The following is a 17,329-nucleotide window of genomic DNA, read 5'->3' on the forward strand; positions in this document are numbered from 1 at the left end:
AAAACTTAACTCAAACCAAAACAACGCTGAAACTTATCATGACGTAGTAATAGCATTTCACGCGCTGTATCAACATCACATTCAACAAACTGAACATGGGTGCCAGCTTGGCATTGAGCTAAGATGGGTATATCGGCGGATATTACACTACCGATTTTTGGATAACCACCAATCGTCTGTCTTTCGTGAAGCATAATTATCGCTTGCCCGTTTGGCGTCACTTGGATCGCACCCTTACTGATCCCTTCAGAGTACATTGTTACTTTGCCAATATCGATAGGTAAGCCTTTGAGCTTCACCCCCATGCTACTAATGTGATGAGTGACCTCATGTTTCTGCCCTTTGAAAAGAGCGACTTGTGTGTGTGTAAACTCTGAATATTGGTAACCTGGCACAAATCGAACAACGACACACCTTGATATCGGCGTCATTATGCCATCCAGCGCCTTCTGATTAGGAGATTCGTTTAATATTGACACATAACTTAGCTGCTCTGGTTCAAGGTGACGATTAGCGAGTTCAATACACTGCATGGCTTTAAGGCCAACACCATTATTTTCACTGCCCCCCAACCTTTCTCGTTCCACCGCGCAAACAGAGTTTAGGTGTAAGGGAGAGACGACCTCATGGCTAAGTGCTAGGTATGAATATAGACCAGCACGTGGCGCACTGACGCGAACATATTGGCCAGCGTGAACAGACACAATTTGATTGATAGTGTAGTGCTTGTCATCAATATATAAGTCGCAATCAGCCCCAGTCAAAGTGAGCAGCATATCTTGTTCTATTTTAAGCTCAAGGCCACCAAACATTATTTCTATCGCTACAGCATCGGGGGCATTTCTCAATAACAAATTCGCAAGTTTATAGCTATTTTGATCTGCAGGACCTGACTGGCAATAGCCCATATGTTGCAATCCTCTCCGGCCCAAATCAATTAGCTTTGATTTAAACCCTGCATTGATCACTCGCATTTTGAAGCCTGCTCAGAACACATTTTCAGATACTCCTTGGCACTTATCTCATAAAACTGAATGCGATCTCCTACCTGTAAAAGCGATGCTTTTTCAGGGTTTTCAGATATGAGACTAATAGGAGTATAACCAAGAATATGCCAGCCACCAGGGGATTCAATAGGGTAAATGGCTGTCTGTTTATCTGCGATCGCTACAGCGCCGGATGGAACACGAGCCCTCGGCTGCGATAAGCGAGGAATTTGAATTGACTCATCAATCTCCCCCAAATAAGCAAAACCAGGTAAGAAGCCCGTGGCAAAGACTTGCAGTTGCGACGTACAGTGTGTCGCTATGACTTCTTTGCAGGTTAATGACGTTTCTTGTGACACTTTTTCGAGATCACTAGGCAAATCCAATAGTTCATAACAAACCGGTATGCGATGTGCCTTGTTGCAAGCTACGTCAATTGCCCCGCCCTGTAGCGCTTTCAAATCATCGGAAACAGCATGAATGAAACTTGCCTCAGATAAACAACTTTTAACAAATGCACGCGCTTCATACAGATCGGCTTCAAGCAGATCAAACTCTAAAAACAAACTTTTATAAGACGGAATGTACTCAAGTAAATAGGATGGACGTCGCTGTAATATCGCCCTACTTAACTGTTTGATAACGTGGTTCGCCAACAATAATTCATCCAAATCGGCATATACGATCAGAGCACAATCACTTGCAATGCAGATACGTAAGTGAATGGTTTGCTTACCCGTTTCGCCAGAGGGCAAGCGCAGTTCCAACAAACTCTCTTCTTTGCTTTGCTTAACCTGGTATAAAGTGGGCGCGTCTTCAGTCATTTTTTACCTTGGCAAAGTAGGTGCAACCTGATTTTCTTCACTAACTCAAGGGCGTCTTGATTATCACCGTGTACACAAAGTGTGTCTGCCTGCACCGAAAGTGTGCTGCCATCATCAGCAAGCACCTGACCTGAATCAATCAAGGTAAGTGCCTGTGCAAAAGCTTTTGCCTCACTCAACACCGCTCCGGCTTTACTCCTTGGGGTCAACAGTCCGTTTTTTTGATAAAGACGATCAGTAAAGGCTTCGAATATCACGCTTAGGCCGAATTCTTTTGCTTCGTCTCTAATTTTTTCATTATTTGGACTGGCCTGAAGCATTACCGGCAACACAGTATGGAAAGATGAGATGGCTTTAAACACACTCTGTCTGCAGGCCTTATCTGTCATCAAGTCATTGTATAAAGCGCCATGAGGTTTCACATAACTAATATGTGTTTTTTGACAACGAGCCAAGCCATCGAGAGTCGCTAATTGACCTTGAATTGTGGCCACTAAATCTACTTCAGACATTTGCATACTGCGCCTGCCGAACCCTTGCATATCTGGATATGATGGATGCGCGCCAATTTGCACATTGTTTGCGAGGGCCGAAGTTATTGCCTTTTGCATGCTGAGCGCATCTCCAGCATGGCCACCACAAGCAATATTAGCCATATCTATCAATGGCATAATTGAAGCGTCATGTTGCATCACCCACGCACCAAAACTTTCACCTAAATCTGCATTTAATTTCATGAATTCCTAGCGATACATCACGTTTAAAAACACTTAGCTGTTATACTACCCGTAAGTTCAGCTCACGTCATGTATGAGAGAAAAGTAAATGCTCGAAATCGGCAATATAAACAGTCTGTTAGTAATAGATATACTCCCCTTTGGTTACACGCTCGCAATCAGCGAAGATACCCCTAGCGAACAAAAAGTTTTCTTACCAATCGACGACGCAAAAGGTAAAAAGGAATTAGAACAAAGCGTTGATGCTTATGTTTACTACTCACAGGATGGTAGCCTGCATGCTAGCGAAAAGCCGATTGCTATCAAGGTGAATGATTTTGCAGTTCTCACATGTACCGGTGTGACCGATTTTGGTGCTTTTTTTGATTGGGGGTTAGAGAGAGACCTGTTAGTACCTAGGTCACTGCAACATAAGCCCTTAGATGAGGGCTTGTCTTACGTTGTCTATCTCATACATGATGAAGACAATCATAAAATGATTGGTTGTACAAAACTCTATAGATTCTTGGAAGAAACGACAGACGAACTTAGTCCAGGTGAAGAAGTTGACCTGCTAATATTCGATGAAACATCACTGGGCTTCAAAGCTGTGATCAATAAACGCTTTCAAGGCTTATTGTTTAAGAGCGATCTATTCAGAACAGTGAAGATTGGCGAGCGGTGTAAAGCCTACGTGAAAGAGGTTCGAGAAGATGGCAAAATCAATCTATCCTTACAAAAACTGGGTAGCAACGCACGCAAAGATCTAGCACAGCAAATTTTAGATGATCTCGAAGCTCATGGTGGATTGTCCACACTCACTGATAAAAGCCCATCAGAGGAAATTCAAGCTCACTACCATGTGAGTAAAGGCGCGTACAAACGAGCGATTGGCAATTTGTACAAACAAAAGAAGATTACCATCAGTAAAACCCATATTAAGCTTAATAAATAACGATAGGATAAGATAAGATATGAAAGCAACTGTGACATGGCAGCCATCCGAAGAGGGTCTCGAATTTAACGGGGCAATGGACAATGGCAGAACCCTTAGTTTAGACGGCAACGGGAATGGACTTTCGCCTATGGAGTCGGTTCTGATCAGCGTCGGCGCTTGTTCGTCTGTTGATGTTGTTGAAATCATGCGTAAGTCAAGACAGGACATGCATGGTTGCTATTGTGAATTAAGCGCTGAAAGAGCCGAAAGCGCTCCCAGAAAATTCACAGAAATTCACGCGCATTTTGTGGTAGTTGGAAATGACATCAACGAAAAACAACTTGCAAGAGCAGTACAATTGAGTACAGAAAAGTACTGTTCAGTAATGCTTATGCTCACAGGCAATGTCAACATCACGACAAGCTTCGAAGTAAAATCGTCATAGGCGTATGATTAACTAACGCAAGAGGAAAGGTTTCACATGGGTGCAATAGCGAAGTTAATTCTATTCATGTGCTTTACAATTTGTGTTTTTATTGCCGGCTATTTAGTCGGCAATCACCATTACTCCTTTTCCCCTACTACACTAAGTGATGCTAGCACTGAGTCTAAACAACTTCATTCTGTCAACACTTCACTCGAACAGAGCCCAGCAGCAAATACAAACAAAATCACTGCAGACAACATTCCGATTAGCGTTGTAAGTGATGCAATAAAGGAAACGAACGAACTTAATACCGCAGAAGACAGTCCTCAGCTCATCAGCGGTAATAACGACGTATTGAGTCTATTTGACGAACTGATTTTTTACACTCAATCAAACGGCGACTATAGTTTATTTGGCAAAAAAATAGATGAAATACGACAAGTTTTAATTAATGACAGCGCTGAATTAGCAAGCTTGCTCGAGCACTTTGAACAAATCCCAATTGATTCTCAAGCGAATTATATGCTGGTATCGATACTCATGGGCCTCCCTCAAGAGCTTAGCCAAACTGCGATTATCCAAATATCAGAGAAAACGCTAAACAATAACTCAAACTCCAACAAAGCAGACTTTTTAGAGTTGATCGCCAGAACAGGTATTAAGTCGACAAACATAACCAATGCGATTAAAGACATTGCTATTTATAGCGAGAATAATGAGGAAACGTTACGAGCACTGGACATGCTAATGCCTTACGAAATGTCGGTCGTTGAAAGTGAACAAGTAAAGGAGCGTTTATCTATCGCGATCGCAGATAGTGAAACCGACAATCAGGCTTATTACTTCAGTCAGCTACTTCGGTTTAGCTCTGCAAGAGAGCGAGAACAGATAGCCAGCAGAGAATTTGATAAAGACGAACCTAACTATGCAATACAATCAAATATATTGGACGCACTGCAATCGGGTGTCATGGACCGAAGCCCGAAGCTAAAAGAGTCACTCTTAAACATTGCCAACGCTGACAATCATCCATTGCAAACCCAATCTATTTATACCCTACTTTACCGCTTTGACTTAAGCCAAACTGAGTATCAAAACTTAGTGAAAGGTAAAGATTTGGATTTGAACCGGTTTTAGATATTGCTCCAACATCAATATGCAAAGCCTCTAACACGCTCTTACGAGCGCATTGATCATTCTACCTTATGCTAAAAACTAATCATCTTCGGTGCTCTCGTCCAACAACTTCTGATCCAGAGACTTGGTTGGTGATACACCTAAGCTTTTAAACTGCTCAGCTTGTCTGACTAAATTTCCTCGGCCAGTTGAAAGCTTACTCATCGCACTCTCAAATGCTTTAGCGCTAGCTTCAATATTTCGCCCAATTTTATCCATGTCACCAACGAAACCATGAAACTTGTCATACATTTTGCGTGCTTGTTCCGCTATTTTGTTGGCGTTCTGATTTTGATACTCATATTGCCAAATATTGTTAATGGTTCTTAAAGCAACCAGCAGATTTGTTGGGCTCACCAGCATAATCTGATTGTCTAAAGCAAATTTTATCAATTGCGGCTCATGCTCAATCGCAGAGATAAATGCCGATTCAATGGGAATAAACATTAACACGTAGTCTAAGGTCCTTACTCCCTGTAAATCTTGATAGTCCTTTTTGCTCAAACCTTTGATGTGTCCTCTCACAGACAGAATATGTTCTTTAATCGCGAGTTGTTTGCTTTCATCATTTTCTGCATTGACCAACTTTTCGTGCGCAATAAGAGATACCTTCGAGTCAATCACAATGTCTTTATCATTTGGTAGATGCACGACTACGTCAGGTTGATAACGCTTTCCTGCATCATCTTTGAGTGACTTTTGAGTTTCGTATTCATGGCCTTTTCTCAAGCCTGACTCTTTGAGGATCCTTTCAAGTACCAGTTCACCCCAATTACCTTGTATCTTATTATCTCCTTTCAGCGCATTTGTGAGCGCAGAGGCCTCTTCGGTAATTTGTTTATTCAACTCTTTTAAGCCTAATATCTCTGTTTTAAGAGAGGCTCTTTCTTGACCCTCTTTCACATACTGATCTGAGATTTGCTTTTTGAAGGTTTCAATCTGATCTTTTAACGGTGATAGGAGCTGATCGATACCAAGTTGACTTGTTTTAGTGAACTTTTCTGATTTCTGTTCGAATATTTTATTGGCTAAATTCTCAAATTGTGTACTTAATTGCTTCTCCGCATTCTCTAAAAGAGAAAGTTTTTCAGAAAAGTTCACCCTTTCCTGATTGAAGCTTGCTTGTTGAGACTGAAATTTAGCTTGAAGATCACCTAACTCCTTCGAAACAGAGTCGATTTGTTTCTTTAATACGTCATTTTCTTTTTGCTGCCTGACCAATTCATCAGCTTTTTGGGATAAAATACCAATTTCTCGCTGATTGTCGGCAATAAACATCCGTTCTGCTTCTAACTTCATCGAATAGTCATCTTCTACTTGCTGACTTTTTCTGAGTACCTCAACAAGTTCCGATTGCTTCTGATCGAAGGCTTGTTGTAATAATGCTTTTTCATGTGAAAGATTAATCAAGGCATTATGCTTTGCCCGTAAAATAAAGTACGCCACAACAATAATAAATAGCGCTGACGCTCCTGCGGCTATCGCAACTTCTTGATTTAAATATGGCGTAATCATGCAATCACTCTCTTTTTATTGTTTTTGTCGATTGGCGATATTATTGAATGGTTGAACAGGAAATTCTATAAATGAAATTCTTATGATAAAGCGCAGCCTTGAATGACTGCGGCTATGCTTAACACTTGCCTGTAGCCACTCTAGTAAACCTCACTTGAGTGGCTAACAACGCTTATACTTTTGCTTTTAATGCAGCATCTAAATCTGCAATTTTCGCTTTCCAGATAGCTGGGCCGGTTTGATGAGCATTTGCACCAGAACTATCGACAGCAACAGTGACTGGCATATCCACAACATCAAACTCGTAGATCGCTTCCATACCTAAGTCTTCGAAAGCAACCACGCGTGATTTTTTGATTGCTTTGGACACTAAATATGCTGCTCCACCAACCGCCATTAAATACACAGCCTTGTGCTTTGCGATACTTTCTACTGTCGATGGGCCACGCTCAGCTTTTCCAATCATGCCGATGAGGCCAGTTTGCTCTAGCATCATGTCGGTAAACTTGTCCATGCGAGTTGCCGTTGTTGGGCCTGCTGGACCAACTGCTTCATCACCTACCGCATCAACTGGCCCCACGTAGTAAATAAATCTATTTGTCAAATCTACGCCATCGGGCAAGCCTTCGCCGTTGTCTAACATCGTTTGAATTCGCTTGTGTGCCGCATCACGCCCCGTTAACATTTTCCCACTTAACAAGACAGTTTCACCCACCTTCCACTCTTGAATGTCGTCTTTAGTAATATCGTCAAGATTCACTCTTCGTGTATCTTTACCTACTTCCCACGTAATTTCTGGCCAATCTTCTAGTTTAGGTGCTTCCAATTCTGAAGGACCAGAACCATCAAGATAGAAGTGTGCATGTCTGGTAGCAGCACAATTGGGGATCATCGCAACGGGTTTAGACGCGGCATGAGTTGGTACAGATTTGATTTTGATATCAACCACCGTCGTTAGGCCTCCTAGGCCCTGTGCACCAATGCCGAGGTCATTCACTTTCTTAAATATATCAAGACGGAGTTTTTCTTCAGTCGTCTCAGCGCCTCGCTCCATCAACTCTTGAATATCGACAGGGTCCATCAAACTTTCTTTTGCTAGAACTGCAGCTTTTTCAGCTGTTCCACCAATACCTATGCCTAGCATGCCAGGTGGACACCAGCCCGCTCCCATCGTAGGTAGCGTTTTTACTACCCATTCAGCGATATCATCACTTGGATTGAGCATGACCATTTTAGACTTATTCTCTGAACCACCGCCTTTTGCAGCAATCATGACTTCGATTTTATTGCCACTGACAGTATCCATATGAACTACCGCTGGCGTATTGTCTTTGGTATTTTTTCTTGCACCGGCAGGATCCGATACAATCGACGCTCTCAAGGGGTTGTCTGGGTTCAAATATGCGCGACGAGTCCCCTCATCGACCATTTCTTGCACAGTCATATCTGTTTTATCCCAAGTCACCCCCATGCCTATTTTAACAAAGCAGGTCACAATACCCGTATCTTGGCACAGTGGTCTTTTACCTTCAGCTGACATACGAGAGTTGATCAAGATTTGCGCCATCGCATCTTTTGCGGCTTGGCTTTCTTCTCGATTGTAAGCGGCTTCAACTGCTTTTACGTAATCTAATGGATGGTAATAAGAAATGAATTGAAGCGCATCCTCGATGCTGTCTATAAAGTCTTGTTGACGAATGACTGTCATGTTGTCCCCTGTTTTTTCAAAGAATAATATTGTTTTCACACTGAGAGAAGTATACTACTTAACGAACTATTTTTTCGCTATAAAACTGAATATTTCCGAGGATTGTTTTGTCAGTACCTTTACACATTATCGACGTACCCGCTTTGGACAGCATGTCCGCGGCAAGTGTCTTTGAAGCCTTTCAAGAACAACCATGGGCAATCCTACTTGATACCTGCAACAATCAGTTGAGTGACGGTAGATACGATATTATTGTCTACTCACCCGTTGTAAAGCTAGTACAAGAATCTACACTTTTAGTCGAAAGTGCTGAGCAATCATGGCAAAGCCTACTCAATAAAGATCGTGCTTCGAGTGAAACAGAGGCAAGTTGTCCTTTTGAGCGTATTTCTGAAATTCATCAGCGCTTCTGTGATTCAGTGCAAATACAAGAAGAAACAACACTTCCTTTTTTATGTGGTGCTCTCGGTTTCTTCAATTACGACCTCAATACCCGTCTAGCAGATATCCCAGATGCCAATCCGAAGCAATATAGCACGCCGGATAGTTGCGTTGGTATTTACGATCAAAGTCTCATATTTGATAATAAGCTGAATAAAGTGTTCTGTTGTTATCTTGATGAAAGTCGGGCAACGGAAATGATTCGTTTGGCAACTCAACCACTTAAATCAAAGGCACCAGCCTCTTCAACTCAGTTTGCCTTAAGCTCAGAATGGACATCGAACCTGAGTGTCGATGACTATCAGAAAAATTTATCGAAAGTTGATGATTACCTGCATTCAGGTGATTGTTATCAGATTAATTTTGCACAGCGTTTTAATGCTTCTTACACTGGGAGTGAATGGCTTGCGTATAAACGTTTACGAGAAGTAAATAAAGCGCCTTTTTCTGCTTTTATCCGTTTAGAAGATGCTTGCATTATGAGCGTGTCTCCCGAGCGTTTTCTTCAAGTGAAATCAGGACAAGTTGAGACCAAACCAATAAAGGGAACAAGAAAACGAGCGAAAGATGAGTTTGAAGATAAAAAGCTGAGCGAGGAACTACTGCATTCTGAAAAAGACCGAGCAGAGAACCTCATGATCGTAGATCTACTTCGAAACGATCTGAGCAAACACTGTTTGCCTCATTCGGTTAAGGTCCCCGCCTTGTTTGCTTTAGAAAGTTATCCAGCAGTGCATCACATGGTAAGCACTGTATTGGGCGAATTAAAGGCTGACGCAACGCCGCTTACCTTATTAAAAGGCGCTTTTCCTGGCGGTTCGATTACGGGCGCCCCAAAAATCAGAGCGATGCAAATTATACAAGAGTTAGAGCCCGACAAGCGCAGTATTTATTGCGGCAGCATTGGTTATATTGGCGTTCGCCAGGATATGGATACAAACATTTGTATTCGAACAGTCTTGGCTGAGAACAATAATCTATATTGCTGGGCTGGCGGCGGCATCGTATTGGATTCGGATATTAGCGCTGAGTACCAAGAGAGTTTGGATAAAGTAGCCAAAATACTCCCTGTTCTTGCAGAAAGTTTAGAGGTACCCTTTACGCATGAATGAAAAAGACTTCCTTGCTAAATTTCATCTACCTTGGTCTGGCGGCCCTGCACACGACTTCCCGTTCCCAGCAAGCACGAGGCCTGCTGCGGTATTAATATGCTTACAACCACCTTTCGATGACTTACAGGTATTATTTACTCAACGTGCTATGCATTTAAATCATCATGCGGGACAGATTAGCTTTCCTGGTGGTAAATTTGAAGATACTGATGCTAGCTTAATTGATACCGCTCTGCGAGAGGCCCAAGAGGAAATTGGGCTACCGCCTGAAAATGTGCGCATACTAGGTACCCTACCCGAATATAAAACCATAAGTGGCTTTGCCGTGCTTCCAGTAATCGGTATTATTGATGAGAGCATGGACCTCGAGTCCGATCTTCAAATAGATCCGAACGAAGTCAGTCGTATATTTCAGGTGCCATTAGCTCATTTGATGCAAAAAGATAATTACTATGTGCATCATGTTGAGCGCCGAAAACAAAAATTCCCCGTGTACTTCATTCAGTTCGGCAACGATGTCATATGGGGAGCGACCGCCGGTATGACAGCTCTTTTGAGTCGACACCTCGATTTTTATACCAAATAATAGTGGTACTAGCCGCCTTTTTAAAGTGCCAACTTGCCCAGTACGAGCTAACATACCATTAACAAATCTCATGCAAGCCATTAGCATTTCTCATTTGTTAATTTGCTATTCTATGTAAAACTGAATGCGGAATTAATAAACGGTATATATTGTTATGATCAGTGTTTTCGATATGTTTAAGATTGGTGTTGGACCTTCGAGTTCACATACAGTTGGTCCGATGCGCGCGGCAGTCGAATTTTGCGATTATCTGCGAACAAGTGAGCAACTGACTGATGTTACAGCAGTCAAAACAGAGTTATATGGATCTTTGGGCCAAACCGGCAAAGGTCATGGAACGGGTAAAGCTGTCATCTTAGGCCTAATGGGTTTCTTGCCGGATAATGTGCCTGTTAAAAAAGTCGATGCTATGCTCAGTGAAGTCGATAGCACTCAAGTACTAAGGCTTAATAACGAACACGAAATTGCATTTCCACGAGATGGCGCTATTGTATTTCATCGACGAAAAACACTATCACTCCACTCTAATGGCATGACCTTTTTTGCATATCGCGGCACAGAGTGTGTCGCGCAAAAAACCTATTACTCAATTGGCGGCGGATTCATCGTTGAAGAATCTGAGTTCGCTGCGCAAAAGGCAGAAAAATTCGCTGAACAACAAGTAGATGCCCCCTTTCCTTTCTCAACTGCAGCAGAGTTACTCAGTATTTGTCATGAAAACGGATTCTCGATCAGTACCTTAATGATGCGGAACGAGTTGTCTTTGATATCTGAAGAGGAATTACAAGGACGCTTACTTAAAATTTGGCAAGTCATGCAAGAGTGTGTAGAAAATGGCATTAGTACTGAAGGTATTCTGCCAGGTGGCCTGAAAGTGCATAGACGAGCGTCTGGACTGTATAGAAAGCTAAAAAATGAAAACAGTAATGACCCAATGCAAGCCATGGACTGGGTCAACTTATTTGCCTTAGCGGTGAATGAGGAAAATGCAGCGGGCGGCAGAGTGGTAACCGCGCCGACAAATGGTGCTGCTGGCATTATTCCGGCGGTCTTGTGCTACTTCAATAAATTTATCAGACCTGTCGACGACGATACAGCTTGTCGATATCTACTCACTGCTGCTGCCATTGGTATTTTGTACAAGAAGAATGCGTCGATTTCAGGCGCAGAAGTAGGCTGTCAGGGTGAAGTTGGCGTGGCTTGCTCAATGGCTGCTGGCGCATTGACTGAAATTTTAGGTGGCTCTGTGCTTGCTGTTGAAAACGCAGCTGAGATTGGCATGGAGCATAACTTAGGACTTACCTGTGACCCAGTTGGTGGTTTGGTTCAAGTGCCTTGTATCGAGCGAAATGCTATGGGTGCCATTAAAGCCATCAACGCCTCGCGCTTAGCATTTAGAGGGACCGGAAACCATAAAGTATCACTAGATAAAGTCATCAAGACAATGTGGGATACAGGCAACGATATGAAAACCAAATACAAAGAAACCGCTCGAGGCGGTTTGGCTGTCAATATTATCGAGTGCTAGTAATGCACTACCAGCGCTACCTGTTTTATTTTACAGGTAGCGTTAGGCCTTTGAACATGGCCTCTACTTCATCATTGTTCTTTTGCATCATTGCACGCTCAACCACTTCTTTTGTTAAGTGCGGCGCAAAGCGCTCAATAAAATCATACATATAGTTACGTAAAAATGAGCCTTTTCTAAAGCCAATCTTAGTGGTGCTGTAGTCAAATAAATGGCTGGCATCTATTTTCACCAAGTCAGAATCTAGTTCGTCACTTACCGCCATTGACGCTATCACGCCAATACCAACACCCAAACGAACGTATGTTTTGATCACGTCTGCATCGGTAGCTGTAAAGACTATTTTTGGATCTAAGCCGGCCTGCGAGAATGCCTGATCTAACTCTGAGCGCCCAGTGAACCCAAAAACGTAGGTCACGAGAGGATATTTCGCAATGTCTTGTATGGTAATGGATGTTTTCTTCGCTAAGGGATGCTCTTTATTTACAATGACAGAGCGATTCCAGTGGTAGCAAGGCAACATGACCAAATCGTTGTATAGATGCAAGGACTCTGTTGCAATAGCAAAATCTGCTTCACCTTTCGCTGCAAGATCGCTTATTTGAGACGGAGTTCCTTGATGCATATGCAAGGAAACCTTTGGATACTTCGTCATAAATCCTTGGATCACGTCAGGTAAAGCATAGCGTGCTTGAGTGTGCGTGGTGGCAATATTAAGCTTCCCTTGGTCTGGCAAGGTGTGCTCTCTCGCGACGGCTTTGATACTTTCTACTTTGGCGAGAATTTCACGAGAAATATTAATGACATCCTTGCCAGCTTCAGTGACATGCGTTAAATGCTTACCACTTCTTCCAAATATTTGAATACCAAGTTCGTCTTCCAACATGCGAACTTGCTTACTGATACCAGGCTGCGATGTGAATAGTGTTTCGGCCGTTGCTGACACATTGAGATTATTATTTAATACTTCGACGATGTATCTTAATTGTTGTAATTTCATTTAATAGCCTAGTCTGGTTGGCGATGCGTAGCGGTCATACTTCACGGTCTTTTATCAGTCATTCGGACAGATAGGTGGCGAGGTGGAAAGCATATAAACTTTCGAGTCAAATAATAGCGAATTTAAAACAAAATTGCATAAGAATTTTCATAGCGACTGATCCGACCATTAACACAAACAACAAGTTGATACCTTCGTATCCAATCCTAGCAACCTTTCGAGTACAAATAGTGTAGAATTTGGGCTTTAAGTCGATAAGCTTTAATATGCCAGCGTTATCTAACGCATAACAAACAACTATCCACAAGGGTGACACATGCAAGAAGCCGAAATGCCTGTAGAATCAATGTCTGAGGATGACCAAAAGCTAAATGATAAAATAGATTTTGCTTCGGTCATGGCTGTTGCAGTTCACGATATGAAAAACTCGTTGAGTTTGCTCCTTCATACAATTGAAGAGTTGCACACTCAAATACCCACAACCGAATCGAAGTCACAAGAATACATCGTTGACTTGCATTATGAAGCAAGCCGCATGAACACGACATTAGTGCAGGTTCTTTCATTATATCGCTCAGGCTTAGATGCCCTTCCATTGCACGTGGATGAATGTTTTATTTTCGACTTAGCCGAAGAATTAGTTGAATCCAATAGAACTTACACGAAACAAAAAGATATCGATGTTAATATAAAACTCGATGAAGAATTGTCTTGGTACATGGACAAGGATTTGTTATTTTTGTTGATGAACGATGTCCTCGTTAATGCGATGCGCTATGGTGCAAAAAGCATCGATATTCGTGCTGAAATAAAAGACGAATTTTTATGTTTAACGGTAGAAGATGACGGCCATGGTTATCCGCAAAGCATGCTCGATATGTCAGCAGCTGCAATGGATACCTTGTGCATTAGCGAAGGAAGAACTGGCTTGGGGCTATATTTTGCAAGAATGATAGCGCTGGCTCATAAGAATAAAAATAGACAAGGAAGCATTCAACTGAGTAATAATAGTGTTACTGGTGGTAGTATCTTCACGGTACTTTTACCTTAAGGGAAATGTAACAATACTCCGGAACGGAAATATAAAATGAGTTACACCATTGTAATACTGCTTATCGCTATTTTGATCATTGCTGGCATATCTGCGAGTGCGGTCCAGCAACATAAAGAGCGAAAAGAAACACAAAAAAGAGAAGAAGTCAGTCGTCAACGCGCTATCATTGACGAAACTGAGGCCGCTTTGACCGCGGCAGGTCAAATGCCAGTATCTCAGCAACTCATCGCTATCCTTCTGAAACGCATACATAACGCGATAAAATCAAGTTTAGAAAAAAGCCCAAACCCAGACCTTAAGCAACGCTTGGGGGAAACCACAGCGAACCTTAAAAACGTTGATATTGCCCAACCGCCTCCAGACCAAAGTGCGTTTCAGCTGCCGTCGAACGACAAGGTCATTATTAAGTACATTCAAGCAGTAAAGAAATTACGGGTTATTTTGCGCTCAGAGCAAGGTAAAGGAAATATTTCACCAAAGGTTTTTGCGTTTGAAGACAAGAGTCTTGAGCGCTTGCAGCTTCGTGTGAACATCGAAACCTTAAATAAACGTGCGAATGATGCCTTGACGTCTGGCATGCAAGGCAGTGCAAGACAGTATTTAGAAAAAGCAGTCCACGCGCTTAAGTCTCACAAGCCACAAGATGAATATACAGCGCTAAGAGTTGCTGACTTCGAGAAAGTACTTAATAGTTTAGAGAGTGCCATGAAGGAAGCGAACCTTGCTCAGGTTGCGGCAGAAAAGGCAAAAGAAAGCGAAGATATTGATGAGCTTTTCGCCCCAAAGAAAAAGTGGTAGAGACTGTATTTTTAGGCCTCTACTACAAGCTCAAGGTGCTAATAAACGCACTTGCGATTGCAGATAATGCCGCCTCTTTTGATGTAATATAACCCACCGATTTTACAATATTTAAACCATCTACTTGCTTAGCTACACACCCTTTTGCCCGCATTTGTTCGATACACATAGATGGCACGATTGACACCCCTAAACCTGATGCTACTAAATTCCCAATGGTACTAAATTGAGATGCTTCAGCGGCAACTTTTACCTTCAAATCCTGCTGCTCAAAGGTGTGCTCAATCCAATTTCGCGTGCTCGAACCTCGATTCATTGCAACAAAGGCATGCCCTGATAAATCATTAATTCGAAGGTTTTCAACCTGATTCAAAGTATGGGCCTCGTTCATTATCAATACAAATTCGTCGGTGAATAAAGGTGTAAAATCGACTAAATCATTGTCTTCAGGTGCGAAGCTAAAACCAATTTCAACACGCTGTTCAATGACGCTCTGAATCACGTTCTCCATTACCTCATCAATAACCCTAACTCCTATTCCGGGTTGCGCGTAACCAAACGAGCTCAATAAAGACGGGAGTTTACCTTCTGCAAAGGAAGGCATGGCCGCTATGCTCAATAAGCCCTGTTCTAGGTTAAAAAGTTGCTTTACGTCGAATATAGCATTCTCTAAATCAGCAATGAGCCGCCTTGCAACAGGTAAAAAAGCAGCACCTTCAGGGGTAAGTTTCACACGTCGAGTCGAGCGACTAAACAAACGCCCTCCCAGTTGCTCCTCCAACTTTTTAACCGCGGATGACAGCGCTGGCTGAGACAAATGCATCCGATGAGATGCGTCAGCAAATGATTGAGACTGGGCTACAGCAACAAATGCGCTGATGTTTTTGATGGAGACCAAGTTTATGCTCCTAATAAGCAAAATAAACACAAGCATATTAATAAATTATTTTTATCAATAGGTCAATTAAATCAATTTTACAAAACATAAACCGTGTTAAATACTGTAGTAGAAAATTTACTCAACTATAAAAAGAGGACCTATGGCAGGTTTTGATAAAGTGGTAACAACATACGCCGAGGCAATGGCGGGTTTGAAAGACGATATGACCGTCATTGCCGGCGGATTCGGTTTATGCGGTATTCCTGAAGGATTAATTGCACAGATAAAAACAATGGGCACCAAAGGGCTGACTGTTGTCTCTAATAACTGTGGAGTAGACGGTTTTGGTCTAGGGGTATTGTTAGAAGACAAGCAAATTAAAAAAATGGTGTCTTCGTATGTGGGTGAGAACGCGCTTTTTGAACAGCAGTTACTTAATGGTGAACTAGAAGTTGAATTAACCCCACAAGGCACCCTTGCAGAGAAAATGCGAGCTGGTGGTGCTGGGATTCCTGCATTCTACACTGCGACAGGTTTTGGGACACCTGTTGGTGACGGTAAGGAGAGTCGTGAGTTTGATGGCCGTGACTATATCCTTGAAGAATCTATCACCGGTGACTTTGCCATCGTGAAAGCGTGGAAAGCAGACCGCTACGGTAATTGTGTCTATCGCCATACTGCCATGAACTTCAACCCAATGGCTGCAACAGCAGGCAAAATCACTGTTGTTGAAGTGGAAGAAATTGTAGAGCCGGGTGAACTAGAACCTAGTCAAATTCACACGCCTGGGATTTATGTAGACCGCATTATCCAAGGTAGTTTTGAGAAACGAATTGAGCGTCTTGTTACGTCGAAAGGAGCATAAGCATGGCATTATCAAGAGAACAAATTGCGATGCGTGTCGCTCAAGAGTTTAAAGATGGCGACTACGTTAATTTGGGAATCGGTATCCCCACTCTAGCGGCAAACTACGTGCCAGCTGATATTGAAGTGATGCTTCAATCTGAGAATGGCTTGCTCGGCATGGGTCCTTATCCGAGCGAGGAAGAAGTGGATGCTGATATGATCAACGCTGGAAAAGAAACCGTGACTGCCAGCACGGGTGCGTCGATCTTTTCGTCTGCTGAAAGCTTTGCCATGATCCGTGGCGGCCATGTCGATTTTACAGTACTCGGCGCGTTCGAAGTGGATGTTAATGGAAGTATCGCTTCTTGGATGATCCCAGGCAAGCTAATTAAAGGAATGGGCGGCGCAATGGACTTGGTTGCTGGCGCGAAGAATATCATCGTAACGATGATGCATGCAGACAAGAAAGGTAACTCAAAGCTCCTAGAGGCTTGCACTCTACCCCTAACTGGCGTCAATTGCATTACCCGCATCATTACCGACCTAGCAGTATTGGAAGTCAAAGATCAAGCATTCTACCTGAGAGAGCGCGCGCCGGGCGTTAGTGTAGAAGAGATCCAAGAAAAAACAGCAGGTAAATTAGTGGTTGAGGGCGACGTTGCTGAAATGAATATTTAGTGACTCGAGTTCTCCAAACTCACTTTCCGGATTAATACGAAAGCCCCATTTATGTTTATTTGGGGTTTTTCTTTTATACCTGCGCCATTTAGCGGATAATAACACCTAGGCAATATT

17 protein-coding genes are annotated in these 17,329 nt (G+C 42.6%); 10 read left to right on the plus strand and 7 right to left on the minus strand.

Annotation, left to right across the window (positions count from 1 at the left end; all coding sequences use genetic code 11):
- Positions 1-5: 5 nt before the first annotated feature.
- The 3 genes from RM544_RS03715 to RM544_RS03725 are packed head-to-tail and all read right to left on the minus strand — an operon-like array spanning position 6 to position 2,547.
- Positions 6-974: a 5-oxoprolinase subunit C family protein gene (locus tag RM544_RS03715; protein ID WP_311360413.1), complete on the minus strand. Its 969-nt coding sequence runs from the start codon at positions 972-974 to the stop codon at positions 6-8.
- On the minus strand, positions 965-1,810 hold the full coding sequence (locus RM544_RS03720; RefSeq protein ID WP_311360414.1) for a 5-oxoprolinase subunit B family protein: 846 nt from the start codon (positions 1,808-1,810) through the stop codon (positions 965-967). Before RM544_RS03720 ends, RM544_RS03715 begins: the two co-directional genes overlap by 10 nt.
- Positions 1,807-2,547, minus strand: a complete 741-nt coding sequence (locus RM544_RS03725; protein WP_311360415.1) for a 5-oxoprolinase subunit PxpA — start codon at positions 2,545-2,547, stop codon at positions 1,807-1,809. Before RM544_RS03725 ends, RM544_RS03720 begins: the two co-directional genes overlap by 4 nt.
- 88 nt (positions 2,548-2,635) lie before the next feature.
- Here RM544_RS03725 and RM544_RS03730 point away from each other — a divergent pair, with 88 nt between their 5' ends.
- Genes RM544_RS03730 through RM544_RS03740 form a run of 3 tightly spaced genes read left to right on the plus strand, consistent with a single transcriptional unit; the run spans position 2,636 to position 5,027 of the window.
- A complete protein-coding gene (locus tag RM544_RS03730) occupies positions 2,636-3,481 on the plus strand; it encodes a CvfB family protein (protein ID WP_311360416.1) in 846 nt (281 codons plus the stop codon).
- Between the two features lie 19 nt (positions 3,482-3,500).
- Positions 3,501-3,908 (plus strand): OsmC family protein, encoded by a 408-nt coding sequence (locus tag RM544_RS03735; protein WP_311360417.1) that lies wholly within the window; start codon positions 3,501-3,503, stop codon positions 3,906-3,908.
- Positions 3,909-3,944: 36 nt separating this feature from the next.
- Positions 3,945-5,027, plus strand: a complete 1,083-nt coding sequence (locus tag RM544_RS03740; protein WP_311360418.1) for a hypothetical protein — start codon at positions 3,945-3,947, stop codon at positions 5,025-5,027.
- 78 nt (positions 5,028-5,105) lie between these two features.
- Here the strand turns inward: RM544_RS03740 and RM544_RS03745 are convergent, their stop codons facing one another.
- Together RM544_RS03745 and RM544_RS03750 are read right to left on the minus strand one after the other, a co-directional pair.
- A complete protein-coding gene (locus tag RM544_RS03745; RefSeq protein WP_311360419.1) occupies positions 5,106-6,581 on the minus strand; it encodes a DNA recombination protein RmuC in 1,476 nt (491 codons plus the stop codon).
- A gap of 172 nt (positions 6,582-6,753) precedes the next feature.
- Complete coding sequence (locus tag RM544_RS03750) at positions 6,754-8,289, minus strand: fumarate hydratase (protein ID WP_311360420.1); 1,536 nt, start codon at positions 8,287-8,289, stop codon at positions 6,754-6,756.
- A gap of 107 nt (positions 8,290-8,396) precedes the next feature.
- Between RM544_RS03750 and pabB the strand changes: the two genes are divergently transcribed.
- From pabB to RM544_RS03765, 3 genes are all read left to right on the plus strand, one after another.
- A complete protein-coding gene (gene pabB, locus RM544_RS03755) occupies positions 8,397-9,842 on the plus strand; it encodes an aminodeoxychorismate synthase component I (protein WP_311360421.1) in 1,446 nt (481 codons plus the stop codon).
- Positions 9,835-10,428, plus strand: a complete 594-nt coding sequence (locus RM544_RS03760; protein WP_311360422.1) for a CoA pyrophosphatase — start codon at positions 9,835-9,837, stop codon at positions 10,426-10,428. Before pabB ends, RM544_RS03760 begins: the two co-directional genes overlap by 8 nt.
- A 154-nt stretch (positions 10,429-10,582) precedes the next feature.
- Positions 10,583-11,956, plus strand: a complete 1,374-nt coding sequence (locus tag RM544_RS03765; protein ID WP_311360423.1) for an L-serine ammonia-lyase — start codon at positions 10,583-10,585, stop codon at positions 11,954-11,956.
- 25 nt (positions 11,957-11,981) lie between these two features.
- On the opposite strand, the gene cysB is transcribed toward RM544_RS03765, so the two are convergent.
- Positions 11,982-12,956 (minus strand): HTH-type transcriptional regulator CysB, encoded by a 975-nt coding sequence (cysB, locus tag RM544_RS03770; RefSeq protein WP_311360424.1) that lies wholly within the window; start codon positions 12,954-12,956, stop codon positions 11,982-11,984.
- A 316-nt stretch (positions 12,957-13,272) separates the two neighbouring features.
- Here cysB and RM544_RS03775 point away from each other — a divergent pair, with 316 nt between their 5' ends.
- Positions 13,273-14,007 carry a sensor histidine kinase gene (locus RM544_RS03775; RefSeq protein ID WP_311360425.1) on the plus strand — a complete coding sequence of 245 codons (735 nt, stop codon included), beginning with the start codon at positions 13,273-13,275 and terminating at the stop codon, positions 14,005-14,007.
- 36 nt (positions 14,008-14,043) lie between these two features.
- Positions 14,044-14,808, plus strand: coding sequence for a hypothetical protein (locus tag RM544_RS03780; RefSeq protein ID WP_311360426.1), 765 nt, complete (start codon positions 14,044-14,046; stop codon positions 14,806-14,808).
- 22 nt (positions 14,809-14,830) lie between these two features.
- Here RM544_RS03780 and RM544_RS03785 read toward each other — a convergent pair whose 3' ends face one another.
- Positions 14,831-15,706, minus strand: coding sequence for a LysR family transcriptional regulator (locus tag RM544_RS03785; RefSeq protein WP_311360427.1), 876 nt, complete (start codon positions 15,704-15,706; stop codon positions 14,831-14,833).
- 142 nt (positions 15,707-15,848) lie between these two features.
- On the opposite strand from RM544_RS03785, the gene RM544_RS03790 reads away from it, so the two are divergent.
- Entirely contained in the window at positions 15,849-16,553 is a 705-nt protein-coding gene (locus tag RM544_RS03790; RefSeq protein WP_311360428.1) for a CoA transferase subunit A, read from the plus strand.
- 2 nt (positions 16,554-16,555) lie between these two features.
- The gene (locus RM544_RS03795; protein ID WP_311360429.1) at positions 16,556-17,212 is read left to right on the plus strand and encodes a CoA transferase subunit B; all 657 of its coding nucleotides are present in this window, start codon (positions 16,556-16,558) and stop codon (positions 17,210-17,212) included.
- The last annotated feature ends 117 nt before the right edge of the window (positions 17,213-17,329 follow it).

This window comes from Brumicola blandensis (assembly GCF_031846165.1).
GTDB lineage: Bacteria > Pseudomonadota > Gammaproteobacteria > Enterobacterales > Alteromonadaceae > Glaciecola > Glaciecola blandensis.

Coding starts and splice junctions, on each gene's coding strand:
- RM544_RS03720 (WP_311360414.1), bottom strand. CDS start 1,810: ATGACTGAAGACGCGCCCACTTTATACCAGGTTAAGCAAAGCAAAGAA.
- RM544_RS03740 (WP_311360418.1), top strand. CDS start 3,945: ATGGGTGCAATAGCGAAGTTAATTCTATTCATGTGCTTTACAATTTGT.
- RM544_RS03765 (WP_311360423.1), top strand. CDS start 10,583: ATGATCAGTGTTTTCGATATGTTTAAGATTGGTGTTGGACCTTCGAGT.
- RM544_RS03795 (WP_311360429.1), top strand. CDS start 16,556: ATGGCATTATCAAGAGAACAAATTGCGATGCGTGTCGCTCAAGAGTTT.
- RM544_RS03780 (WP_311360426.1), top strand. CDS start 14,044: ATGAGTTACACCATTGTAATACTGCTTATCGCTATTTTGATCATTGCT.
- RM544_RS03750 (WP_311360420.1), bottom strand. CDS start 8,289: ATGACAGTCATTCGTCAACAAGACTTTATAGACAGCATCGAGGATGCG.
- RM544_RS03715 (WP_311360413.1), bottom strand. CDS start 974: ATGCGAGTGATCAATGCAGGGTTTAAATCAAAGCTAATTGATTTGGGC.
- RM544_RS03735 (WP_311360417.1), top strand. CDS start 3,501: ATGAAAGCAACTGTGACATGGCAGCCATCCGAAGAGGGTCTCGAATTT.
- RM544_RS03745 (WP_311360419.1), bottom strand. CDS start 6,581: ATGATTACGCCATATTTAAATCAAGAAGTTGCGATAGCCGCAGGAGCG.
- RM544_RS03775 (WP_311360425.1), top strand. CDS start 13,273: ATGCAAGAAGCCGAAATGCCTGTAGAATCAATGTCTGAGGATGACCAA.
- RM544_RS03725 (WP_311360415.1), bottom strand. CDS start 2,547: ATGAAATTAAATGCAGATTTAGGTGAAAGTTTTGGTGCGTGGGTGATG.
- RM544_RS03790 (WP_311360428.1), top strand. CDS start 15,849: ATGGCAGGTTTTGATAAAGTGGTAACAACATACGCCGAGGCAATGGCG.
- cysB (WP_311360424.1), bottom strand. CDS start 12,956: ATGAAATTACAACAATTAAGATACATCGTCGAAGTATTAAATAATAAT.
- RM544_RS03730 (WP_311360416.1), top strand. CDS start 2,636: ATGCTCGAAATCGGCAATATAAACAGTCTGTTAGTAATAGATATACTC.
- RM544_RS03760 (WP_311360422.1), top strand. CDS start 9,835: ATGAATGAAAAAGACTTCCTTGCTAAATTTCATCTACCTTGGTCTGGC.